17 protein-coding genes and 1 riboswitch are annotated in these 22,181 nt (G+C 74.8%); of the genes, 7 read left to right on the top strand and 10 right to left on the bottom strand.

Annotated features, from left to right (window positions below; translation table 11 throughout):
• Positions 1 to 90 precede the first annotated feature (90 nt).
• A complete protein-coding gene (lnt, locus tag CG736_RS04595) occupies positions 91 to 1,650 on the bottom strand; it encodes an apolipoprotein N-acyltransferase (RefSeq protein ID WP_100584800.1) in 1,560 nt (519 codons plus the stop codon).
• Positions 1,651 to 1,819: 169 nt separating this feature from the next.
• Positions 1,820 to 5,428 (bottom strand): cobaltochelatase subunit CobN, encoded by a 3,609-nt coding sequence (cobN, locus tag CG736_RS04590; RefSeq protein ID WP_100584799.1) that lies wholly within the window; start codon positions 5,426 to 5,428, stop codon positions 1,820 to 1,822.
• A 169-nt stretch (positions 5,429 to 5,597) separates the two neighbouring features.
• Positions 5,598 to 5,736, bottom strand: a riboswitch (cobalamin riboswitch).
• Between the two features lie 193 nt (positions 5,737 to 5,929).
• Here cobN and CG736_RS36820 point away from each other — a divergent pair.
• From CG736_RS36820 to CG736_RS04575, 3 genes are read left to right on the top strand one after another with little or no spacing between them, the layout of a single operon-like run.
• Positions 5,930 to 7,285 (top strand): hypothetical protein, encoded by a 1,356-nt coding sequence (locus CG736_RS36820; protein WP_232733779.1) that lies wholly within the window; start codon positions 5,930 to 5,932, stop codon positions 7,283 to 7,285.
• Positions 7,282 to 7,908, top strand: coding sequence for a precorrin-8X methylmutase (locus CG736_RS04580; protein ID WP_100584798.1), 627 nt, complete (start codon positions 7,282 to 7,284; stop codon positions 7,906 to 7,908). The genes CG736_RS36820 and CG736_RS04580 overlap by 4 nt, the downstream gene beginning before the upstream one ends.
• Positions 7,905 to 9,464 (top strand): precorrin-2 C(20)-methyltransferase, encoded by a 1,560-nt coding sequence (locus tag CG736_RS04575; protein ID WP_100584797.1) that lies wholly within the window; start codon positions 7,905 to 7,907, stop codon positions 9,462 to 9,464. Before CG736_RS04580 ends, CG736_RS04575 begins: the two co-directional genes overlap by 4 nt.
• 16 nt (positions 9,465 to 9,480) lie before the next feature.
• On the opposite strand, the gene CG736_RS04570 is transcribed toward CG736_RS04575, so the two are convergent.
• From CG736_RS04570 to CG736_RS04555, 4 genes are all read right to left on the bottom strand, one after another.
• Entirely contained in the window at positions 9,481 to 10,221 is a 741-nt protein-coding gene (locus CG736_RS04570; protein WP_100584796.1) for a cobalt-precorrin-6A reductase, read from the bottom strand.
• A gap of 141 nt (positions 10,222 to 10,362) precedes the next feature.
• Positions 10,363 to 10,773, bottom strand: a complete 411-nt coding sequence (locus tag CG736_RS04565; protein WP_100584795.1) for a RidA family protein — start codon at positions 10,771 to 10,773, stop codon at positions 10,363 to 10,365.
• A gap of 32 nt (positions 10,774 to 10,805) precedes the next feature.
• Positions 10,806 to 11,564 carry an IclR family transcriptional regulator gene (locus tag CG736_RS04560; RefSeq protein ID WP_100584794.1) on the bottom strand — a complete coding sequence of 253 codons (759 nt, stop codon included), beginning with the start codon at positions 11,562 to 11,564 and terminating at the stop codon, positions 10,806 to 10,808.
• On the bottom strand, positions 11,561 to 12,706 hold the full coding sequence (locus tag CG736_RS04555; RefSeq protein ID WP_232733778.1) for a sugar kinase: 1,146 nt from the start codon (positions 12,704 to 12,706) through the stop codon (positions 11,561 to 11,563). The genes CG736_RS04560 and CG736_RS04555 overlap by 4 nt, the downstream gene beginning before the upstream one ends.
• A gap of 247 nt (positions 12,707 to 12,953) precedes the next feature.
• On the opposite strand from CG736_RS04555, the gene CG736_RS04550 reads away from it, so the two are divergent.
• The 3 genes from CG736_RS04550 to CG736_RS04540 are packed head-to-tail and all read left to right on the top strand — an operon-like array spanning position 12,954 to position 16,580.
• Positions 12,954 to 14,288: an alanine racemase gene (locus CG736_RS04550; protein ID WP_100584793.1), complete on the top strand. Its 1,335-nt coding sequence runs from the start codon at positions 12,954 to 12,956 to the stop codon at positions 14,286 to 14,288.
• A complete protein-coding gene (locus tag CG736_RS04545; RefSeq protein ID WP_100584792.1) occupies positions 14,288 to 15,898 on the top strand; it encodes an amidohydrolase family protein in 1,611 nt (536 codons plus the stop codon). The genes CG736_RS04550 and CG736_RS04545 overlap by 1 nt, the downstream gene beginning before the upstream one ends.
• Before the next feature lie 52 nt (positions 15,899 to 15,950).
• Positions 15,951 to 16,580 (top strand): bifunctional 4-hydroxy-2-oxoglutarate aldolase/2-dehydro-3-deoxy-phosphogluconate aldolase, encoded by a 630-nt coding sequence (locus CG736_RS04540; protein ID WP_100584791.1) that lies wholly within the window; start codon positions 15,951 to 15,953, stop codon positions 16,578 to 16,580.
• Between the two features lie 160 nt (positions 16,581 to 16,740).
• On the opposite strand, the gene cobM is transcribed toward CG736_RS04540, so the two are convergent.
• From cobM to CG736_RS04520, 4 genes are all read right to left on the bottom strand, one after another.
• Positions 16,741 to 17,481 carry a precorrin-4 C(11)-methyltransferase gene (cobM, locus tag CG736_RS04535; RefSeq protein ID WP_100584790.1) on the bottom strand — a complete coding sequence of 247 codons (741 nt, stop codon included), beginning with the start codon at positions 17,479 to 17,481 and terminating at the stop codon, positions 16,741 to 16,743.
• Positions 17,478 to 18,743: a precorrin-6y C5,15-methyltransferase (decarboxylating) subunit CbiE gene (gene cbiE, locus CG736_RS04530; RefSeq protein WP_100584789.1), complete on the bottom strand. Its 1,266-nt coding sequence runs from the start codon at positions 18,741 to 18,743 to the stop codon at positions 17,478 to 17,480. The genes cobM and cbiE overlap by 4 nt, the downstream gene beginning before the upstream one ends.
• A 124-nt stretch (positions 18,744 to 18,867) precedes the next feature.
• Positions 18,868 to 20,133, bottom strand: coding sequence for an IS4 family transposase (locus CG736_RS04525; protein ID WP_100584788.1), 1,266 nt, complete (start codon positions 20,131 to 20,133; stop codon positions 18,868 to 18,870).
• Between the two features lie 228 nt (positions 20,134 to 20,361).
• Complete coding sequence (locus tag CG736_RS04520; protein WP_232733777.1) at positions 20,362 to 20,808, bottom strand: MarR family winged helix-turn-helix transcriptional regulator; 447 nt, start codon at positions 20,806 to 20,808, stop codon at positions 20,362 to 20,364.
• A gap of 211 nt (positions 20,809 to 21,019) precedes the next feature.
• Here CG736_RS04520 and CG736_RS04515 point away from each other — a divergent pair, with 211 nt between their 5' ends.
• Positions 21,020 to 22,165 carry a S9 family peptidase gene (locus CG736_RS04515; RefSeq protein ID WP_232733776.1) on the top strand — a complete coding sequence of 382 codons (1,146 nt, stop codon included), beginning with the start codon at positions 21,020 to 21,022 and terminating at the stop codon, positions 22,163 to 22,165.
• Positions 22,166 to 22,181 lie beyond the last annotated feature (16 nt).

The following is a 22,181-nucleotide window of genomic DNA, read 5'->3' as shown; positions in this document are numbered from 1 at the left end:
CAGACCCGAGCCGATGGCAGGTCGGAGGACGGCGGGGCGGCGGGTGGCGCAGGCGCCGAGCACCGCAACGCCCGGTGCCGGTAGGGGGGTTCAGACTCGCGCCGATGGCAGGTCGGAGGACGGCGGGGCGGCCGGAGCGGACGGTCGGCGGCGCTCACGCAGCCGGGGCAGCAGGCCCGCCGCCCCGGCCGCCGCCGTCACCGCCAGCGCCGACAGCGGCACCCAGTCGCCCAGCCGGACGTACCACGTCCGGGCCGCCGGATCGGCCGGCGACAGGTGGACCGTCACCGCGCCCGACTCGCCCGTGGTCAGCCGCGCCAGCCGGCGGCCCTGCGCGTCGTACGCCACCGACTCGCCCGTCAGCGCCGCCTGAACCACCGGCCGGCCGGTCTCCGCCGCGCGGATCGCACCCAGCGAGGCGTGCTGCGCCGGCGCCCAGGTGGACTGGAAGGTCGAGGTCGCCGACTGGTAGACGATCAGCTCGGCGCCCTGCCGGGCCGCGGTGTGCGACATGTCGGGGAACGCCGACTCGAAGCAGATCAGTGCGCCGACCGGCAGCGGGCGGCCGCCCTGGCCCACCACCGGCAGCAGGTGCACCGAACGGCCCGGAGCCCGGTTCTCGCCCGCCGCCGAACTCACCCCCGCGATCCAGCCCAGCAGCGGACGCAGCGGAATGTACTCGCCGAACGGCACCAGCCGGATCTTGCGGTACCGCGCCACGATGCCCGAGGAATCCACCAGCACCGCGTCCTTGGAGATCCGGCCGTCCGCCTTCCGGGCGTCCTCGCCGACCAGCAGCTGCGCGCCCGTCGACTGTGACAGCGCGGTCAGCCGGTCGAGGGTGGCGCCGTCCCGGTCGAGGTCGGCGGTGGTGGAACTCTCGCCCCACACCACCAGGTCCACCGGGCGGCCCGCCAGCGAGCGGGTGATCCGGACGTTCGCCTCCAACCGGGCCCGCTCGTCCGTGGTCTGGCCCGCCTGCACCAGCGCCACCGACGCCGAACCGCGGGTCGCCGGCGCGGGCTGCGCGGCGAACGCCACCGGACCCGACACCACCGCGACCAGCGCGGTCGCCGCCGCCAGTGCCCGCAGCCGCACCTCGCGGGCCAGCACCAGCAACGTCAATGCCGTGTTGACCGTGACGAGGGCCCAACTCACCAGCCACACCCCGCCGACCGAGGCCAGGCCGAGCACCGCCGGATGCTCCCACTGGGACGCGCCCAGCAGCGCCCACGGCCCGCCCAGCGCATGCCAGGACCGGGCGAACTCGGCGCTCACCCACACCGCCGGGACGACCACCAGCGCCGCCGCCGACCGGCGGAGCGTCAAATCGCCGTGCAGCAGCCACCACACCGCCACGCCCACCGGCGCCTGCAGCACCCCGAACACCACCGCCAGCAGCGGCAGCGCCGGGCCGATCGACGGGATCAGCCAGTACATGGCGGTCAGGATGAACCCCGCGCCGAACCACCAGCCGCGCACCGCGGCCTCGCGCGCCGTGCCCGCCGCCCGCATCAGCAACAGCCCCGGCACCAGCGCCACCCAGGCCAGGGCGGCCAGGCCGGCACCCGGGAACGTCAGGACGGGCAGCGCGCCCGCGACCAGCGCGCCGTAGCGCGCCGGGCGGGTCAGGGCGGTTCGCAGGCTCATGCGGAAATTGTCCGCCCGGGCGGGCCGGAAGACACCCCTTCGCGATCATCGGCACGTCAAGTGTCGTCCGACGTTCACCTCCGGCCCCGGCCGGGGCCCGACGTTCACCTCCGGCGTGCGTCGGGACCCGGCCCGGTTTCGAGCCTCGGCCCGGTGGCGGGATCCGCCGTCACTCGCCTTCCAGGTCGCCCTCGGTCTCCAGGAAGACCTGCCGCAGCTCGGCCAGCAGCGCCGGGTCCGGCTCCGCCCACAGGCCGCGCTCGGCGGCCTCCAGCAGGCGTTCCGAAATGCCGTGGAGGGCCCACGGGTTGGCCTCGGCGAAGAACTCGCGGTTGACCGGGTCGAGGACGTACTCCTCGGTGAGCTTCTGGTACATCCAGTCCGCGACCACGCCGGTGGTGGCGTCGTAGCCGAACAGGTAGTCCACCGTCGCGGCCATCTCGAACGCGCCCTTGTAGCCGTGCCGGCGCATCGCCTCCAGCCAGCGCGGGTTCACCACCCGGGCCCGGAACACCCGGGCCGCCTCCTCGGTGAGGGTGCGGGTGCGCACCGTCTCCGGGCGGGTCGAGTCGCCGATGTACGCCGCCGGGCTGCTGCCGGTCAGCGCACGCACCGTGGCCACCATGCCGCCGTGGTACTGGAAGTAGTCGTCGGAGTCGGCGATGTCGTGCTCGCGGGTGTCGGTGTTCTTCGCCGCCACCGTGATCCGCCGGTAAGCGGTTTCCATCTCCTCCCGGGCCGGCCGCCCGTCCAGGTCCCGGCCGTACGCGTAGCCGCCCCACACCGTGTACACCTCGGCCAGGTCCGCGTCGGTGCGCCAGTCCCGGCTGTCGATGAGCTGTAGCAGGCCCGCCCCGTACGTCCCCGGGCGGGAGCCGAACACCCGGACGGTGGCCCGGCGTTCGTCACCGTGCTCGGCCAGGTCCGCCTGCACGTGGGCGCGGACGAAGTTCTGCTCCGCGGGCTCCTCCTGGCGGGCCGCCAGCCGCACCGCGTCGTCCAGCAGCGCCACCACGTGCGGGAAGGCGTCCCGGAAGAAGCCGGAGATGCGCAGCGTCACGTCGATCCGGGGCCGGCCCAGCTCGGCGAGCGGGATCGCCTCCAGACCGGTGACCCGGCGCGAGGCGTCGTCCCAGACCGGCCGGACGCCCAGCAGGGCGAACGCCTCGGCGATGTCGTCGCCGGCGGTGCGCATCGCCGAGGTGCCCCACAGCGACAGGCCCACCGACGGCGGGAACTGGCCGTCGTTGTCGGCCCGGTACCGCTCGATCAGGGAGGCGGAAAGCGCTTGCCCGGTCTCCCAGGCGAGCCGGCTCGGCACCGCCTTCGGGTCCACCGAGTAGAAGTTCCGGCCGGTCGGCAGCACGTTGACCAGCCCGCGCAGCGGCGAACCCGACGGCCCGGCCGGCACGAACCCGCCCTGCAGCGCGTGCAGCACCGCGTCCAACTCGTCCGTGGTGGACGCCAGCCGCGGCACCACCTGGGCGGCCGCGAAGGACAGCACCTCGGCGACGGCGGCGGGCAGACCGGCCGCGACCTTCGCCACGGCGGCCGGGTTCCAGTCCTCGGCCTCCATCGCCTCCACCAACGCCCGCGCCTGGGCCTCGGCGGCGTCCGTCGCCCCCAGCGTCAGCGCCGCCTCGTCCAGGCCGAGCGCCTCCCGCAGCCCCGGCAGCGCGCTGACGCCGCCCCAGATCTGCCGCGCCCGCAGGATCGCCAGCACGATGTTGACCCGGTCGGCGCCGCTCGGGGCCTGGCCGAGCACGTGCAGGCCGTCGCGGATCTGCGCGTCCTTCACCTCGCACAGCCAGCCGTCCACGTGCAGCAGGAAGTCGTCGAAGCCGTCGTCCTCCGGCCGCTCGTCCAGACCGAGGTCGTGGTCCAGCCGGGCGGCCTGGATCAGCGTCCAGATCTGCGCCCGGATCGCCGGCAGCTTCGCCGGGTCCATCGCCGCGATGTTCGAGTGCTCGTCCAGCAGCTGCTCCAGGCGCGCGATGTCGCCGTACGAATCGGCGCGGGCCATCGGCGGCACCAGGTGGTCGACCAGCGTGGCGTGCGCCCGGCGCTTGGCCTGGGTGCCCTCGCCCGGGTCGTTCACCAGGAACGGGTAGACCAGCGGGAGATCGCCGAGCGCCGCGTCCGGGCCGCACTCCGCCGAAAGCGCCGCCGTCTTGCCCGGCAGCCACTCCAGGTTGCCGTGCTTGCCCAGGTGCACCACCGCGTGCGCACCGAACCCGCCGTCCTCCTGCGCCGCCGCGATCCAGCGGTACGCCGCCAGGTAGTGGTGGCTCGGCGGCAGGTCCGGGTCGTGGTAGATCGCCACCGGGTTCTCGCCGAACCCGCGCGGCGGCTGGACGAGGACCAGCAGGTTGCCGGAGCGCAGACCCGCCAGCACCAGGTCGCCGTCCGGGTTCTGCGAACGGTCCACGTACAGCTCGCCCGGCGCCGGACCCCAGTGCTCCTCCACCTGCTCGCGCAGCGCGGCCGGGAGCGTGGCGTACCAGCGCCGGTAGTCGGCGGCCGGGATGCGCACTGGGTTGCGGGCCAGCTGCTCCTCCGTCAGCCACGCCTGGTCGTAGCCGCCCGCCTCGATCAGCGCGTGGATCAGCGCGTCGCCGTCGTGCTGGTGCTCGGTCTCGGTGTGCAGACCGGGCAGGCTGTCGCCCAGGTCCATGCCCTCCGCGCGCAGCCGCTCCAGCAGCCGGATCGCCGACGCCGGGGTGTCCAGGCCGACCGCGTTGCCCACCCGGGCATGCTTGGTCGGATAAGCCGACAGGACCAGTGCCAGGCGGCGCTCGGACGCCGGAGTGTGCCGCAGCCGGGCGTGCCGCACCGCGATGCCCGCGACCCGCGACGCACGTTCCGGGTCCGCCGCGTACACCGTGAGCCCGTCCTGGTCGACCTCCTTGAAGGAGAACGGAACGGTGATCAGCCGGCCGTCGAACTCCGGGACGGCGACCTGCGTCGCCGTGTCCAACGGCGACAGCCCGTCGTCGCTGCCCTCCCACTGCGCCCGCGACCAGGTCAGGCACAGCGCTTGCAGGATCGGCCGGTCCAACGCCGCCAACGCGCCCGCGTCCCAGGCCTCTTCGTCACCACCGGCCTGCGCGTCGGCCGGCCGGGTGCCGCCCGCCGCCAGCACCGTCGTCACGATCACGTCGGCCGCGCCCAGCTCCGCCAGCAGCTCCGGCTCCGCACCGCGCAGCGACGCGCAGAAGTACGCCCGGGCCTGCGCGCCCTCCGCCTCGATCGCCCGGCAGAGCGTCTCCACGAACGCCGTGTTGCCGCTCATGTGGTGCGCCCGGTAGTACAGCACCGCGACGGAAGGCCCCTCCGACGAGTGCGCGGTGCGCTCCAGCGGACCCCAGGACGGGGCCGACGCCGGCGGCGCGAAACCGTGACCGGTCAGCAGCACCGTGTCCGACAGGAACGCGCCCAGCTCCGCCAGGTTCGCCGGACCGCCGTGCGCCAAGTACGCGTGCGCCTCCGCGGCGATGCCCGCCGGCACCGTCGACAACTCCATCAACTGGGCGTCCGGCGCCTGCTCGCCCGTCAGCACCACCACCGGACGCGGCCCCGCGAGCAGCGCGTCCAGACCCTCCTGCCAGGCCCGGCGCCCACCCAGCAGCCGCACCACCACCAGCTCGACGCCGTCCAGCAGTTCGGGCAGCCCGGCCGGATCCAGCCGGGCCGGATTGCCCCACCGGAACCGCACCGGACCGTTCGACGCCCGGGCACTCAGCAGGTCCGTGTCGGACGTGGACAGCAGCAGGATCATGCGAAAGCCCTCCCGGGCGTCTCGGACAGCGCGGACAACCCGGTCGTGGGAGCACAGGTGCGATCGAGGACGCGGAAGGGCCCGACGGGGACAGAGCCCACGGGCACCCGCCAGGATGCGGGCATGCGACGGCGCATGGCACGGACCTTCCTCGGGGTCCTCGCCCCGGGCAGTGGAGGACGGCCGGAGTTCCTGGCTCCCACGGCTCACTGAGCCGCGGTCACAGTGGCGGGACCGCACCGGATTCTCACCGGACTTCCTCCGCTGTGCCGTCGCTGGCAGCGGACACCCCGAAAGGCGCCCGGGACGCCTCGAAAGGCACCCGCCAGCATCGTACGGGTTGACGGCGCATCGGGGGAGTGTGACCTGCGACGCGCCCCCGATCCGATCCGCGCCGACCCCGGAACCCCACGCTGAGCTGGGCATTCGCCGGGCCCACGACACCGGAGGTCGACACTCGGGGCAGTGGCGCGACCCGCCGCCATGGGTATGCTCGCCGCCATGCCACCCACACCCGACGCCTTCGCGGCACCCTTCGTCGGGCCCGACCGAGGCCGCGCCGACGCCTGCCCCGGCGCGCTCCGCCTGCACCTCGCCGAGGACGGCCACCTCGCCCGACTCCGGCTGCCCGGCGGTTACTTGACGTACCGTCAGCTGCTGGTGCTGGCCGACGCGGCCGACGCGCTCGGCGACGGCGAGGTCGAGATCACCTCCCGCGGCAACCTCCAACTGCGCGGCCTGCGCGAGCAGTGCGCCGCCGACCTCGCCGAACGGCTGCGCGCCGTCGGCCTGCTGCCCTCCGACACCCACGAACGCGTCCGCAACATCGCGGCCTCGCCCCTGGCCGGCCTGGACGGACGCGGCCGCCCTGACGTCGATCTGCCGCGCTGGGTAAGGGAGTTGGACGCCGCCCTGTGCGCCGCGCCGTGGGCCGCCCGGCTCTCCGGCAAATTCCTGTTCGCCCTGGACGACGGCCGCGGCGACATCGCCGCCCTCGACGCCGATGTGACCTTGATCGCAGTCGGCGACGGGCGCGCCCTGCTGCGCCTCGGCCGCGCCCGCACCGGAACCGTCGTCGACCACCCCGTGCCCGCCGCGCTCGCCGCCGCCCGGCACTTCCTCGACCTGGCCGCCGGACGCGCCTGGCACCTGCGCGAAGTGCAGGCCGAGCTGCCCGACGGAGAGGTGGCGCTGCCGCGCTTCGCCGGCGAGCGGCCGCTGCTGGGCGCGGTCGGTGACGCCGCCTCGGTCGGGCTGCGGTTCGGGCGGGCGAGCAGCGCGCAGTGGCGGCTGCTGGCGGACGCGCTCGGACCGGACGGTGCGGGTGGCGGCGGAGGCGGGAGCGTGCGGCTCACCCCGTGGCGCGGCGTCGTCGTGCCCGGGGCCGGGGCCCAGTGGCTGCCGCGGCTCGCCGACGCGGGCTTCCAGGTGGAGTCCGGCGGCCCCTGGGAAGGCGTCAGCGCCTGCACCGGCCTGCCCGGTTGCGGGAAAGCGCTTGCCGACGTCCGTGCGCAGGCCGCCCGGGCGATCGCCGCCGCCCCCGCCGAAGGCCTGCCCGTGCACTGGTCCGGCTGCGAACGCCGCTGCGGGCACCCCGCCGGACGCTGGGTCGACGTGCTGGCCACCGCCACCGGACACCGCGTCACCGTGGACGGCCGCGTCCGCGAGACGCCGTGGCCGGTGGCGTCCGGGCAGGGGGCGACCGGGAACGGCCCGACCGGGAACGGCCCGACCGGGAATGACACGACCGGGAATGGCCCGACCGGGGACGGCCCGGCCGAGAACGACACGACCGAGAACGACCTCGCCGAGGCAGTCGCCGAGGCGCGCAATGCCGACTGGCGGAGGACCGCATGATCGACTACGAGAAGGACGGCGCGGCCATCTACCGCCAGTCCTTCGCCACCATCCGCGCCGAGGCCGACCTCGCCGCGCTGCCCGCCGACGTGGCCCAGGTCGCGGTGCGGATGATCCACGCCTGCGGCATGACCGACCTGGTCGAGGACCTGTTGTGGTCGCCGAACGTGGTCGCCGACGCCCGGCGCGCCCTGCACGCCGGTGCGCCGATCCTGTGCGACGTCAACATGGTGGCCAGCGGGGTGACCCGCAAGCGGCTGCCCGCCGACAACGAGGTGATCTGCACCCTCACCGACCCGTCGGTGCCCGAACTGGCCCGCGCCATGGGCACCACCCGCAGCGCCGCCGCCATGGAACTCTGGCTGCCCCGCCTGGAGGGCGCCGTGGTCGCCGTCGGCAACGCACCCACCTCGCTGTTCCGCCTGCTGGAGCTGATCGAGGCCGGTGCGCCCCGACCCGCCGCCGTGATCGGCGTCCCGGTCGGCTTCATCGGCGCCGCCGAGTCCAAGCAGGCCCTGGCCGAACACCCGGCCGCACTGGAACACCTGGTGGTCCGGGGCCGCCGGGGCGGCAGCGCGATAGCCGCTGCCGCGATCAACGCGATTGCGAGCGAACAGGAATGACGGACCGTCAGGAAACCTCCTCGGCGACCACCGGCCGGCTCTACGGCGTCGGCGTCGGACCGGGCGACCCGTCGCTGATCACGGTGCGCGCCGCCGAACTCATCGGCCGGGCCGACGTCATCGCCTACCACTGCGCGCGGCACGGCCGTTCGCACGCCCGAGCCATCGCCGAGCGCTATCTGACGGGCAGTCAGCTGGAGGAGCGGCTGATGTACCCCGTCACGGTGGAGACCACCGACCACCCCGGCGGCTACCGGGGCGCGCTGGACGACTTCTACCAGGAGGCGTCCGAGCGGCTCGCCGCCCACCTCGACGCCGGGCGCACCGTCGTCGTCCTCGCCGAGGGCGACCCGCTGTTCTACGGCTCGTACCAGCACATGCACAAGCGCCTCGCGCACCGCTACCCCACCGAGGTGGTGCCCGGCGTCACCTCGATCAGCGCCGCCGCCGCCCGCCTGGGCACCCCGCTGGTGGAGGCCGAGGAGGTGCTGACGATCATTCCCGGCACCCTGCCGGAGGAGGAGCTGACCGCGCGCCTCGCCGCCACCGACTCCGCCGTCGTCATGAAGCTCGGCCGGACCTTCCCCACTGTGCGCCGCGCCCTGGAGCGGGCCGGACGCCTGGACGAGGCCCGGTACGTCGAGCGCGCCACCATGGACGGCGAACGCACCGGCCTGCTCGCCGAGATCGACGCCGACAGCGTGCCGTACTTCTCGGTCGCCGTGCTGCCCAGCCGGGTCGCCGCCCTCGACTCCGACGGGCAGCCGTTCGAGGCGCTCGCGGCCCCGGCCGAACAGCCGTCGCAGACCGGCGAGGTGGTGGTGGTCGGGACCGGCCCGGCCGGGCCGCTGTGGCTGACGCCCGAGGCGCGCGGGGTGCTCGCCGGCGCGACCGACCTGGTCGGCTACACCACCTACCTGGACCGGGTGCCGGTCCGCGCCGGCCAGGTCCGGCACGGCTCCGACAACAAGGTCGAGGGCGTACGCGCCGAATTCGCCCTGGAGTTGGCGCGTCGCGGCCGTCGCGTCGCGGTCGTCTCCTCGGGCGACCCGGGCGTGTTCGCGATGGCCACCGCCGTCCTGGAGGCCGCCTGCGAGGACCCCTACCGGGACGTCCCCGTGCGCGTCCTGCCGGGGATGACCGCCGCGCACGCCGCCGCGTCCCGGGCCGGTGCGCCGCTCGGCCACGACTACGCGGTGATCTCGCTCTCCGACCGGCTCAAGCCGTGGGAGGTGATCGCCCGTCGGCTGCGCGCCGCCGCCGAGGCCGACCTGGTGCTCGCGCTGTACAACCCCGGCTCCAAGTCCCGTACCACGCAGGTGGGTTCGGCGCGCGACCTGCTGCTGGAGTACCGCGACCCGGCGACCCCCGTGGTGCTGGCCCGGGACGTCGGCGGCCCCACCGAGCGGGTCCGCACCGTCGCGCTGGCCGAACTCGACCCCGCCGACGTCGACATGCGCACCCTGCTGCTGATCGGCTCCACCCAGACCCAGTGGGTGCAGCGCGACGGCGGGCGCGACGTGGTGTGGACGCCGCGCCGCTACCCGGAGGCCTGACGCTCCGTCAGTTCGTTCAACCCGCCAGCTGGCGCAGCCAGTCGACCGCCCCGGCGACGTCCGGGGCGGTCTGCACGCCCTGCGGGGCGGCCGGGCGCTGGACGACCACCACCGGCAGGCCGAGCTCGCGGGCGGCGGTCAACTTGGGGGCGGTGGCGGCGCTGCCGCTGTCCTTGGTGACCAGCACGTCGATGCGGTGCGCCCGCAGCAGCGCGCGCTCCCCGTCGAGGGTGAACGGCCCACGTTCCAGCAGGACTTCGACGGCCGCGGGCATCGGCGACACCGGCGGCTCGACCGAACGCGCCAGGAACCACAGGGCGTTCAGATGCGCGAACGCGGCGATGCCCTGCCGTCCGGTGGTCAGGAACACCCGGGCGCCCAGCGCGGGCAGGGCCTCGGCCGCGGCGGCCAGACTCGGCACCGGATGCCACCGATCGCCGTCCTGCGGCAGCCAGCTGGGACGACGCAGCGCCAGCAGCGGCGTCCCGGTCTCGGCGGCGGCCAGGGCCGCGTTGCGGCTCATGGTCTCGGCGAACGGGTGCGTGGCGTCGATCAGCACGTCCACCCGGTGCCCGCGCAGCCAGGCCGCGAGCCCGGCCGGGCCCCCGAACCCGCCGATCCGCACCTCTCCGGCAGGCAGCCGCGGCTGGGCCACCCGCCCGGCCAGTGAACTCGTCACCCGCAGGGCCGGGTCGGCGACCAGCACCTCCGCCAGCCGACGGGCCTCACTGGTACCGCCGAGGATCAGGACGTGCATGGCGGACTCCCGGAGCCGACGCGATTCGGACACACCACCCTAACCGGGGCCGCCCGCACGCCGAGAGGCCCCCGGCGGGTCGGCCGGGAGCCTCTCGGGGCCGGCCGCGGCGGTCGGCCGGAGCCTGCTGCGGCAGCGGCGTCAGTCGGTGACGACGGCCTGGGCGTCGATCTCCACCAGCATGGGCTCCTGGGGGAGTTCGACGAAGATGGTGGTACGGCACGGCTTGACGCCGCCCGGCTTGATGTTCTCGTCGATGAAAGCGGCGTAGACCTCGTTCATCAGCGGGAAGTCGGCGCGCTTGGTGAGGTAGACGCGGAACATCACGACGTCCTCGATGGTGGCGCCGCCGGCCTCGACGATGGCCTTGACGTTCTCCAGGGTGCGGCGGGTCTGGGCCTTCACGTCGCCGTGGTGGAGGTACTCGCCGGTGGCCGGGTCCTGCGGGCCCTGGCCGGAGACCTGCAGGATCGGGCCCTTGCGGACGCCCTGCGAGAACATCCAGGCCGGGGCGGGCGCGCCGTCGGTGCGGATCTCGGTCTTGTCGGTCATGTGCGGTGCTCCAAAAGGAAGATGACGGTACGTCAGGAGAGGTGCCCGCGGGCGGGGAGGCCCGCGTCGGCGGAGATCGCCCGGGTGCAGGCGAGCAGCTGGGGGAGCAGGTCGAGGACCTGCTCGTAGGGGAGGACGACGTCCGGGACGGAGATGGACGCGGCGGCGACCACCCGGCCGGAGGCGTCCCGGATCGGCGCGGCCACACAGTTGATGAACGCCTCGTGCTCGGCGTGGTCCTGCGCCCAGCCCTGCGCGGCGACCTGCTCCAGTTCGGCGAGCAGCGCGTGCGGGCTGGTGATGGTGTTGGGCGTGTGGACGGTGAACTCGATGGTGCCCACCACCCGGCGACGCTCGACCGGCGACAGGTCGGCCAGCAGGACCTTCGCCACGGCCGTGTTGTGCAGCGCCGCGCGCAGCCCGATCCGCGAGTACATCCGCACCGGGTGCCGCGAGTCGTACTTGTCGATGTAGACCACCTCGCCGCCCTCGTACGCGGCCAGGTGCACGGTCTGGCCGGTCGTCGCGTTCAGCTCCGCCAGGTGCGGGGCGGCGGTGCGCCGTATGCCGCGCTGCTCCAGGGCGAGGCTGGACAGCGCGAACAGGCCCGCGCCCAGGTGGTAGCGGTACTGGGCGTCGCGGTGGACGAACCGTTCCTCCTCCAGGGTCTGCAGCAGCCGCAGCACGGTGGTCTTGTGCACGCCGAGCAGGTCGGCCAGCTGGTCCAGGGAGCGTTCGCCCTCGCCGAGTTCGGCGAGCAGGCGCAGGGCGCGGGTGACGGTCTGGCTCATGGGTGTCCCGATGTTCCGAGGGTTTCGAGGGCTTCGGGGAGGTTACGGGTTCCGGCGTCCGCGGGGGAGGCGGGTACAGCGGAGGCGGGTGCGGCGGAGGCGATCGCGGGGGAGGTGATGCCGGACGCGGAGACCCGGGTCGCGGCCCAGTCCCGCTCGTCGGCGGCGAGCAGCGCGGCCACCGTGCGGGCGTCCGGGAGGGTGCCGTGGTCGGCGGGCGCGGTCAACGCGCTCGCCGCCGCCAGGTGGCCCAGGCGCAGCCGGGAGCGCTGGTCGAGGCCGCGCAGGGTGCCGGCCAGGTAGCCCGCCGCGAAGGCGTCGCCCGCGCCGGTGGGCTCCACCACCTCGACGTGCAGGGCGGGCTCGGTGACCGAACCGCCGTTGCGGTCGAGCGCGGTGACGAGGTGTCCGGAGTCCTTGACGACCAGCACGGAGGGAGTGGGAAAGCGCTTTCTGAGTGCGGTCGGGTCGCCGGTGCCGAACGCGTCCTCGGCCTCGTCCGCGCCCAGCAGCAGCACGTCGGCGGCGTCCAGCAGGGCCGGGAGCACCGACGGGTCGCGGCGGCGCCACAGCGCGGGACGCCAGTTCAGGTCGAAGGAGACGAGCCGGCCGGGGCGGCGGCGGGCCAGCAGGGCGCGGACCAGCTCCAGGCAGTCGTCGGAGAGGGCGGGGGTGATGCCCGTCAGGTGCAGCAGCGGGGCGCGGTCCAGCAGCGCGGCGGCCGCCGGGTCGTCCAGCAGGGCGGGGGAGAGCGCGGAGGCGGCCGAGCCGGTGCGGTAGTAGTGCAGGCGGGAGCGGCCCGCGCCGAGGTCGTGCGGCAGGTCGGAGCCGCCGGTCTCCTTCAGGTAGACGCCGGTGGGGCGGTGCGGGTCCACCGCCACGGCGGAGACGTCCACCCCCGCCGCGGCGAGGTCGCCGGTGAGGCGGCGGCCGAAGCCGTCCGCGCCGACCCGGCTGATCCACGCGGTCGGCACGCCGAGCCCGGCGAGCGCCGCGGCGACATTGGACTCGGCGCCGCCGACCGAGGGCCGGAACGCGCCGACAGCCTCGAACGGTCCCGGCCGGTCGGGCAGCAGCACCGCCATCGACTCGCCCAGGCACACCGCCCGGCCGGTCGCCGCCCCGCCGTCCTGATCCGCCATCAATCCCGCTCCCTCACCCTCGGGCCCGTGCTCCCCGCCCCCGCCAACACGGCCCGCGCGGCCGTCGCTCGGCGGTGAGTTCCGGTGCTGCGTACCTGGTGGGAAGGGGGACGGGCCGCGTCGCGGTCCGTTGACCGCCGTCCGGCGTGAATGCTAGAACCGTAACACCAACATGCGCAATAGAGGTTGCACATGTTGCAACATCCCAGCTCGTCGGGCGGGCCGGGACCGGAACGGAGGCACAGCCATGGGCAACACGGCAGCACACCAGCACACCGGACACCACTCCTTCGCGGACCCCGCCCCCGGGCCCGGCATCGACCGGGACGCCGTCGCCGCCCTCGCCGACGAAACCCTCGACTGGCGCTTCAAGGCCGTCCCCGCCGACGCCTGGGGCCGCACCGTCCGCGACTGGCTCGCCACCGGCCCCTCCCTCGACAGCCTCGGCACCCCGCTGCTCACCCTCGACGCCGCCGCCCTCGACCACAACCTGCGCACCATGGCCGCCTGGTGCCGCGAAGCCGACGTGCTGCTCGCCCCGCACGGCAAGACCACCATGGCCCCCGCCCTCTGGCAGGCCCAACTCGCCGCCGGCGCCCACGCCATCACCCTCGCCAACCTGCCCCAGCTGCGCGTCGCCCGCGCCTTCGGCGTCCAGCGCCTGCTGCTCGCCAACACCCTGCTCGACCCCGCCGGCCTCGCCTGGCTCGCCGCCGAACTCGACCGGCACCCCGACTTCGCCTTCACCTCCTGGGTCGACTCCGCCGACAGCGTCCGCCAGATGGACGCCGCGCTGCGCGCCGCCGGCGCGAAGCGCCCCGTCGAAGTCCTGGTCGAACTCGGCGGCCCCGGCGGCCGCACCGGGGCCCGCGGCATCCCCGCCGCCCTCGACGTCGCCGCCGCCGTGCACGCCGCCCCCACGCTGCGCCTGGCCGGCGTCGGCGGCTACGAAGGCGCCCTCGCCCACGACGCCTCCGACCGCGCCCTGGCCACCGTCCGCGACTACCTGCGCGACCTCGCCGAACTGCACCGCCGCCTCGCCCCCGGCTACCCCACCCCCACCCCCGTGGTCACCGCCGGCGGCAGCGCCTACTTCGACGCCGTCGCCGAAGAACTCACCCCCCTCGCCGAGGAGTTCCCCGGCACCAAGGTCGTCGTCCGGGCCGGCGCCTACCTCGCCCACGACGACGGCTTCTACCGCGGCATCTCCCCCCTCGCCCGCACCACCGGAGCCACCCCCCTGCGCTCCGCCATGCACGGCTGGGCCCGCGTCGTCTCCCACCCCGAACCCCAACTCGCCCTGCTGGACGCCGGGAAGCGCGACCTGCCGTTCGACGAAGGCCTGCCCGAACCGCAACTCGTCCGAGGGACCGGTGAGTTGACCGGCGCCGAGGTCACCGCCCTGAACGACCAGCACACCTTCCTGCGCGGCGCCGGCGAGACCGCCCCGATCGGCGCCGTCGTCCGCCTCGGCCTCTCCCACCCCTGCACTGCCTTCGACAAGTGGAACCTCATCCCCGTCGTCGACCACGCCGACGCCCAACACCCGCGCGTCGTCGACCTGGTGAGGACGTACTTCTGATGCCCGACCTCCTGCTGCGCGGCGCCACCGTCGTCGACGGGACCGGCGCCGACCGCCGCCGCGCCGACGTCACCGTCACCGACGGCCGCATCGACGAGATCGGCCCCGGCCTCACCGCCCGCCGCACCATCGACGCCGACGGCCTCGTCCTCGCCCCCGGCTTCATCGACCTGCACGCCCACTCCGACCTGAGCCTGCTCGTCGAACCCGACCACCCCTCCCGCATCACCCAGGGCGTCACCCTCGACGTCCTCGGCCAGGACGGCCTCTCCTACGCGCCCGCCGACGACGCCACCCTCGCCGCGCTGCGCCGCCAACTCGCCGGCTGGAACGGCGACCCCGACGGCTTCGACTGGAACTGGCGCACCGTCGGCCAGTACCTCGACCGCCTCGACCGGGGCATCGGCGTCAACGCCTGCTACCTGGCCCCGCACGGCACCATCCGGATGCTCGCCATGGGCTGGGACAACCGCCGCCCCACCGAAGCCGAACTCGACCGGATGCGCGCCCTGCTGGAGCAGGCGCTGGCCGACGGCGCGGTCGGCATGTCCACCGGCCTCACCTACACGCCCGGCATGTACGCCGACACCGCCGAACTCGTCGAGCTCTGCCGGACCGTCGCCGCCCGCGGCGGCTACCACGCCCCGCACCAACGCTCCTACGGCGCAGGCGCGCTGGAAGGCTACGCGGAGATGGTGGAGATATCCCGGCGGTCCGGCTGCCCGCTGCACCTCACCCACGCCACGATGAACTTCGGCGTCAACGAAGGCCGCGCAGGAGAGTTCCTCGCCCTGGTCGACAGCGCCCTCGCCGACGGCATCGACGTCACGCTCGATACCTACCCGTACCTGCCCGGATCCACCACGCTGGCCGCCCTGCTGCCCAGTTGGGCCACCGAGGGCGGTCCCGAGGCCACCCTCGCCCGCCTCGCCGACCCCGCCGCACGCGAACGCATCCGCGTCGACGTCGAAGAACGCGGCAGCGACGGCTGCCACGGCGTGGTCACCGACTGGGACACCATCCAGATCTCCGGCGTCCGCAACACCGCGCTGGCCGCCGTCGTCGGCCGCACCGTCTCCGAACTCGCCGCCGAACAGGGCCGCACCGGCACCGAGACGTTCTTCGGCCTGCTGCTCGCCGACCAGTTGGGCACCACCATCCTCCAGCACGTCGGCCACGAGGAGAACGTCCGCGCGATCATGCGCCACCCCGCGCACACCGTCGGCAGCGACGGCCTGCTCGTCGGCGCCCGCCCCCACCCCCGCGCCTGGGGCACCTTCCCGCGCTACCTCGCCCACTACAGCCGGGACTTGGGCGTCCTCACCCTGGAACAGTCGATCGCCCGGATGACCGGCCGCGCCGCCCGCCGGCTGCGCCTCGACCGGCGCGGACTGATCCGCCCCGGCCACCACGCCGACCTGGTCCTGTTCGACCCGGAGACCGTCCGCGACACCGCCACCTTCGACCACCCCCGCCGCCCCGCCGCCGGCATCGCCCACGTCCTGGTCGGCGGCGTCGCCGCCCTCACCGACGGCAAACCGACCGGCGACCTGGCGGGACGGGCCCTGCGGCGCGACGCGGACGGGCTGGTGCGGGCGGTGGACCGATGAGCTGCCGGACAGGCATTGGCAGACGTCTTTCAGGAAACAGGAGTTGGGGAGCATGGGAACCGAAGTGACCGACCTGCGCGCGGCGTTGACCGCGCAGCCCGTGATAGCCGTGGTGCGGGCGCCGGAGATCCCGGACGCGGTCGCGCTGTGCGAGGCGCTCGCCGAAGGCGGCGTCGCCTGGACCGAACTCACCTTCACCACACCGGACGTGACCCGCCACGTCGCCGCCGCCGCGAAGGCCGGCTGCCGGATCGGCGTCGGGACCGTCCTCACCGCCGAGCAGGCCCGCCAAGGCATCGACGCCGGGGCCGGGTTCCTGGTCACCCCCGGCCTGCGCCCCGCCGTCGCCGCCGTCGCCCGCGAGGCCGGGATCCCGGTCGTGATGGGCGCGTTGACGCCCAGCGAGGTCGCCGATGCGCTCGACCTCGGCGCGGCCGCCGTGAAGATCTTCCCCGCGAAGGCCTTCGGCCCCGGCTACTTCAAGGACCTGCACGGCCCCTACCCCGGCATCCCCCTGGTCGCCTCCGGCGGCGTCAACGCCACCAACGCCAGGGCCTTCCTCGACCACGGCGCCCTCGCCGTCTGCGCCGGCACCGACGTCGTCCCCCCGCAGACCGTCGCCGCCGGCGACTGGGCCGAGATCACCCGCCGCGCGAAGGCGTTCGTCGCCTCGCTCGACTGAGCGCGGCCCGGTCGCCGTCGGGGAGCATCGGGCGTCGCCGGTGGGGCGTCGGTGGGGCGTCGGTGGGGCGTCGGTGGCGCGGAGGGGGCGGAAGAGGAGCACGTGCCCCTCGCTCCGCCCCTCCGTGCGTTCGTGTCCGCGCGGAGGGGCGGGAAAGCGCTTACCGGCTGCGGGTGGTGGAGTACAGGTGACTGTCGCGGAACTCGGTCGCGGCCAGCGTGCGGCCGACGATGATGACGGCCGTGCGGATGACGCCCGCGGCCTTCACCTGGACGGCGATGTCGCCGAGGGTGCCGCGCAGCACCAACTCGTCCGGACGGCTGGCCATCGCCACCACTGCGGCCGGGCAGTCCGGCCCGTAGTGCGGGAGGAGTTCCTCCACCACGCTGTCCACGTAGCGGGCCGCCAGGTGCAGGACCAACAGGGCGCCGCTCCGGCCGAGGACGGCCAGTTCCTCGCCGGGGGGCATCGGCGTCGCCTGCCGGGCCACCCGGGTCAGGATCACCGTCTGGCCGACCGTCGGGACGGTCAACTCGCGCTTCAGGGCCGCCGCGGCCGCCGCGAACGCCGGAACGCCCGGCACCACCTCGTACGGGATGTCCGCCGCGTCCAGGCGGCGCATCTGCTCGGCCATCGCCGAGAACACCGACGGGTCGCCCGAGTGCAGCCGCGCCACGTCCTGGCCCTCGCGGTGCGCCCGGACGATCTCCGCGATGATCTGGTCCAGGTCCAGGTTCGCGGTGTCCACCAGTCGCGCCCCCGGCGGGCAGTCGGCCAGCAACTCCTGCGGCACCAGGCTCCCCGCATACAGGCACACCCCGCAACGCGCCAGCGTGCGCTGGCCGCGCACCGTGATCAGATCGGCCGCACCCGGCCCCGCACCGATGAAAAAGACCGTCACTTCGCTGCTCCTCCGACTTCCTCGGCCGCGCCGGACACCCCGGCGTCGCCGCCCTTGACGACGCTCCACTGAGTGACCGGCATCGCCTGCCGCCACCCCGTGAACCCGCCCACCGGCACCGCGTGCGCGACGCTCAGCTTCACCAACTCCCCGCCGCAGCGCCGGTACCACTGCGTGAGCAGGGCCTCCGACTCCAGCGTCACCGTGTTCGCCACCAGCCGCCCACCCGGGCGCAACGCCGCCCAGCAGGCCTCCAGCACGCCGGGCACGGTCAGCCCACCGCCGACGAACACCGCGTCCGGGACGGGGAGTTCGGCCAGCGCCGTCGGCGCCGCGCCCTGCACCACCTGCAACCGCGGCACCCCCAGCGCTGCCGCGTTGCGGACGATCCGCTCCGCGCGCACCGGGTCGCGCTCCACGCTGACGGCCCGGCAACTGCGGTGCGCCCGCAGCCATTCGATGCCGATCGAACCCGAGCCGCCGCCGATGTCCCAGAGCAGTTCGCCCGGGGCCGGACCGAGCGCCGCGAGCGTCGCCGCACGAATGTGACGCTTCGTCAGCTGGCCATCGGATTCGAAGAGTTCATCGCGCAGGCCGGAAGTCAGCTGCTGGTGCGGCGCGTTCGGGTCGGCGGCCGCGCAGTCGATCGCCAGCACGTTCAGCGGATCACCCGGCGGCAGCGACCAGCCGTCCGCCACGCCCTCGTGCAACGCCTCGGTGGGGCCGCCGAGTTGCTCCAGCACCCGCAGGCGGCTCGGCCCGAATCCGCGGTCCGTCAGCAGCTTCGCGACCAGGGCCGGCGTCGAGGCGTCCTTGCTCAGGACAAGTATTCGGCGGCCGTGGTAGAGCGCTGCGTGCAGCGCCTCGGGGGCGCGGCCGACCAGCGTCACCACCTCGGTCTCCTCCACCGGCCAGCCCAGCCGGGCGCACGCGAGCGACACCGACGACGGATGCGGCAGTACCCGCAGCGACCCGGCCGGCACACCGCACTCGATCAGCGTCCGGCCGATCCCGTAGAACATCGGATCGCCGCTCGCCAGCACCGCCAACCGCCGCCCCGCGAAACGGGCCACCAGGCCCGGCACCGACGGCCGCAACGGTGACGGCCACGGCACCCGATCCGCCGTCACCTCGACCGGCAGCAGCGCCAGCTGCCGCGGCCCGCCCAGTACGGCCTCCGCCGCGGTCAACGCCTCCCGGGCGGCCCGGGACAGCCCCGGCCAGCCGTCCGCACCGACCCCCACCACGGTGATCGCAGACACGCGCAAACTCCTCACAGCTCGGGGGACGGGCAGCCGCAGCCTACCCGCAGCCGGCCGCCACACCCCCCACGAGCTGCGGAGATCCACGGTGCGACATTGGCCACACCGGGGCGTGCGGGAGCCCTCAACGAGGCTCGGACACCAGCTGGACCGCGGGCGGCATCGGGGCGGTGGGCGCGGCGCCGGGTGAGGCGGGGAAGGCGCGGTGCAGGAGCAGCAGGGCGAAGATCTCCTGCTCGATGCCGTCGGGGTGGCGCGAACGCAGGGTGCGCGCCGGATGAGGAGGCGTCAGGTGGTCGAGCGCCGCCCCGCTGCGGGACTGCTGGGCGTAGCGGGCGGCGAGATCGGCGGCCGGGGCGGCGGCCGGGTCGAGGATGCTGGTCAGCAGACGGTGGGGCGGGGCGCCCAGGCGGTCGGTGTCGAGCGTGTAGTCGATGACCCGGACCTGTGCCGGGCAGACGCGTTCACGCCCCCGATCGGTCGGGACGATCGGAACGCTCGGAACGCTCGGGGCCGCCGGACCGGTCGGATCGGAGGCCGTGGCCGGACCGGTCAGGTGGGAGCCGTCCGCCAGCCGTGCGGTGAGCGGGAGTCGGAGATGACCCGGCACCCGCCAGAGCAGGTCGGCGCCGCCCGCGCGGGCGGCCTGCCAGGTCGCCGGGTCGGTCGTGCCGCGGTCGGCGAGGACCAGCATGTCGCGGGTCAACGTCGGGTAGATCGCCTCGGCGAGGGCCCGCTCGTGGGTCGAGAGCGGACCGACATCGGCCGCGAGCGCCCTGTTGGTGCCGCACTCGACCAGGGCGCTGACCCGGGCCTGCGGGTAGCTGACGGGCTCCTGGAGCGTGGATCGGCCGGCGCGGGCGGGAGTTCGCGGCGCGGTCCGGACGGTGCTGCCGAGCGACCGGCCGAAGTGCGCGGCGTTCGGCGGCGTGTCCGGGACGTCGAGGATCGTGCCGTCCAGCGCGACCAGCCGGCGGCCGCGGTACCAGGCGTCGGCGGTGGTGGAGGCGGCCGGCGGCGGACACGTCTGCTGGAACAGGCGGCGCAGCGGCTCCGGCCCGAGCCGCAGCCGGGCCCGGCCGATCGCGGCGGCGGTCGGCACCTGCCTGCCGTGCGGCCACCAACGCTCCCGCTCCAGGTCGTTGACCAGCAGCCGGGCGACCTCCGGGTAGCCGCGCTCGGCGAACATGCCCATCGCCAGCACGAAGTAGACCACCACGCGGGCCGGCAACAGTCGACTGCGCTGCTCGACCCGCCCGCAGTCGAGCAGTACCTGGTCGATCAGCTCGGGCGGGAAGGCGCGGGTCAGCCCGCCGAGAGCGGCCCGCTCCGCGGGCCGGACGTCGGTGAGCGGGTGGGTCGGCGGGCCGGACTGCCCTGGTACTGGCACGACCCGTTCAACGAGTTGCGCGCACCGAAGTCACCGGTGCCCGTGAGTCACCTCGGTGGGGCCGGGCCATCGGGGGCGGGGAGGGGAGCGGCGGCGGTGACGGCTCGGCGGGGCGAAGTCCGCGAGGTTGCGGTCGGCCTGCTCGGATGTCGGCGCGCGCTGCGCCCAGCCGGTCGCGGAATGCCGCTCGTTCCGTTCGCGCCGATCGGCGGCGGTGCCGCGAGCCGGTCAGTCGAGGGCGTCCGCGGCGCGGCGGAGCGCGCTGGTGGCGCGGGCCAGGAGTTGGCGGAGGTGGTCGCGTTCGGCGGGGGTGAACTCGGCGTGCAGGGCCTGCTCGACGGCGCTGGCGCGGTCGTCGGCGAGTTCCAGGGCGGCGCGGCCCCGGTCGGTGAGGCGGGTCTCCAGGATGTTTCGGTGCCAGCGGTGCGGGGCGCGCTCCACCAGGCCGCGATCGGTCAGGTGGCGGAGCAGCACGGCCATCGCCTGCGGCGTGACCTGGCAGGCCCGGGCGAGTGCGGCGCCGCTGATGCCCGCGTTCTCGGCGAGCACGAACAGCGCCGCGTACTGGGGCACCGTCAGCCCGGCGGGCTCGACCGCGATGCGCTTCGCGGCCAGCAGCTCCTGGTCGGCGAGGTGCAGATCGATGCCGAGGCGGTCACTGGCAGGCATTCCCATGCGGCGATGCTACAAGGCCTGCTCACCGTATCGACGTTGACAGTCATCAATGTGTTGATGATGATCGTAGTGTTGAGCTTGAGCTTGAGCTTGAGCTTGAGGGGGAGCGGAGCGCTGCGCCGTTGCCGTCCCCGGACCTGCCCGCGTTTCGATGTTGATTTGTCGATCTGTCAGTTCGGCTGACACCCGTGTCCCGGAGGACCGCACACCGATGACCGACCTCTCCTTCCTCTCCGTCCCCGGCATGGCCGCCGGCTTCGTCGCCGAGACCCGCCCGAGGGCCCACGGCGCGGGCGTCGACCTCTACGAGTACGACCGGGTCACTGCACCCCTGGAATCCCTGCTGCAGTGGCCGGAGGCCTGCCGCGAGGCCGCACTCAGGCACCGCGCCGCCGCCGAGCGGGCCGCGGGCCGCGGTCGGACCCGGACGGCCGGCGAGCGCCACCGGCTGGCCGCCCGGTGGTTCCACCTCGCGGGCCTGATCCCCGACCCCGACCGGGCGCGGGCCGCCGAGCTGGCGAGGGAGGCGGACCGGTCGATGGAGCAGTCGCTGGCCCTGCTCGAACCGCAGGCGCGCCGCCTGTCCGGCGACGGCTTCGCGGGTTGGCTGCGGACACCGGCGGACGCGGGCCCCCAGGTGGACGGACACGCGGGCCCGCAGGTGGGCGGACACGCGGACGCGGAGGCGAACGGCAAGCGCTTTCCCGTTGCGGTGGTGATCCCTGGGATGGACTCCGCGAAGGAGGAGTTCCACGCCGTCGCGGACGCGCTGCTCGCCCGTGGCGTCGCCGTCCTGGCGATCGACGGGCCGGGCCAGGGCGTGCTGGGCGCCGGGACGGTGCTGGACGCGACCGGCCACCGGAAGGCCGTCGCCCGGGCCCTGGACGCGCTCGCCGGGGTCGGCTCCGCCGCCGACGGGTGGGGCCTCGACCTCGAGCGGATCGCCGTGGTCGGCCTCAGCCTGGGCGGGTACCTCGCCGCGGCGGTCGCCGCCCATGACTCGCGGGTGCGGGCGGCGGTACTGGTCAGCGGCCCGTACCGGCTGGAGTGGGACAGGTTCGTCCCGTTCGTCACCGCCACCCTCGGCCTGCGGTGCGGCGGCCCGGACGCCGCCCGCGACTTCGCCGACCGCCTGGACCTGGCCGCGCTCGCGCCGCAGCTGCGCGGCCCACTGTTGCTGGTCGAGGGCGGCGACGACCGGATCCCCGGCATGACCAACGCGGAGGCGCTCGCCGCCGACCTCCCGCACGCCGAGGTGCTGCACGTGCCGTACGGCAACCACCTGCTCGGCAACGCACCGGCGGACTGGCTGCCCGACACCGCCGACTGGCTGGCCGAGGCGCTGCTGACGGTGTGACAGGTGCGGCGGAGCC

Origin of the sequence: Kitasatospora sp. CB02891, from assembly GCF_002803145.1 — a bacterium.
Taxonomy (GTDB): domain Bacteria; phylum Actinomycetota; class Actinomycetes; order Streptomycetales; family Streptomycetaceae; genus Kitasatospora; species Kitasatospora griseola.
The sequence above is the reverse complement of the archived record's forward strand: the minus strand, read 5'-3'. Positions and strand labels throughout refer to the sequence as shown.

Coding starts and splice junctions, on each gene's coding strand:
- CG736_RS04565 (WP_100584795.1), bottom strand. CDS start 10,773: ATGACCGACAAGACCGAGATCCGCACCGACGGCGCGCCCGCCCCGGCC.
- CG736_RS04580 (WP_100584798.1), top strand. CDS start 7,282: ATGATCGACTACGAGAAGGACGGCGCGGCCATCTACCGCCAGTCCTTC.
- CG736_RS04560 (WP_100584794.1), bottom strand. CDS start 11,564: ATGAGCCAGACCGTCACCCGCGCCCTGCGCCTGCTCGCCGAACTCGGC.
- cobN (WP_100584799.1), bottom strand. CDS start 5,428: ATGATCCTGCTGCTGTCCACGTCCGACACGGACCTGCTGAGTGCCCGG.
- CG736_RS04555 (WP_232733778.1), bottom strand. CDS start 12,706: ATGGCGGATCAGGACGGCGGGGCGGCGACCGGCCGGGCGGTGTGCCTG.
- CG736_RS04570 (WP_100584796.1), bottom strand. CDS start 10,221: ATGCACGTCCTGATCCTCGGCGGTACCAGTGAGGCCCGTCGGCTGGCG.
- CG736_RS04550 (WP_100584793.1), top strand. CDS start 12,954: ATGGGCAACACGGCAGCACACCAGCACACCGGACACCACTCCTTCGCG.
- lnt (WP_100584800.1), bottom strand. CDS start 1,650: ATGAGCCTGCGAACCGCCCTGACCCGCCCGGCGCGCTACGGCGCGCTG.
- CG736_RS04540 (WP_100584791.1), top strand. CDS start 15,951: ATGGGAACCGAAGTGACCGACCTGCGCGCGGCGTTGACCGCGCAGCCC.
- CG736_RS04545 (WP_100584792.1), top strand. CDS start 14,288: ATGCCCGACCTCCTGCTGCGCGGCGCCACCGTCGTCGACGGGACCGGC.
- CG736_RS04515 (WP_232733776.1), top strand. CDS start 21,020: ATGACCGACCTCTCCTTCCTCTCCGTCCCCGGCATGGCCGCCGGCTTC.
- CG736_RS36820 (WP_232733779.1), top strand. CDS start 5,930: ATGCCACCCACACCCGACGCCTTCGCGGCACCCTTCGTCGGGCCCGAC.
- CG736_RS04520 (WP_232733777.1), bottom strand. CDS start 20,808: ATGGGAATGCCTGCCAGTGACCGCCTCGGCATCGATCTGCACCTCGCC.
- CG736_RS04575 (WP_100584797.1), top strand. CDS start 7,905: ATGACGGACCGTCAGGAAACCTCCTCGGCGACCACCGGCCGGCTCTAC.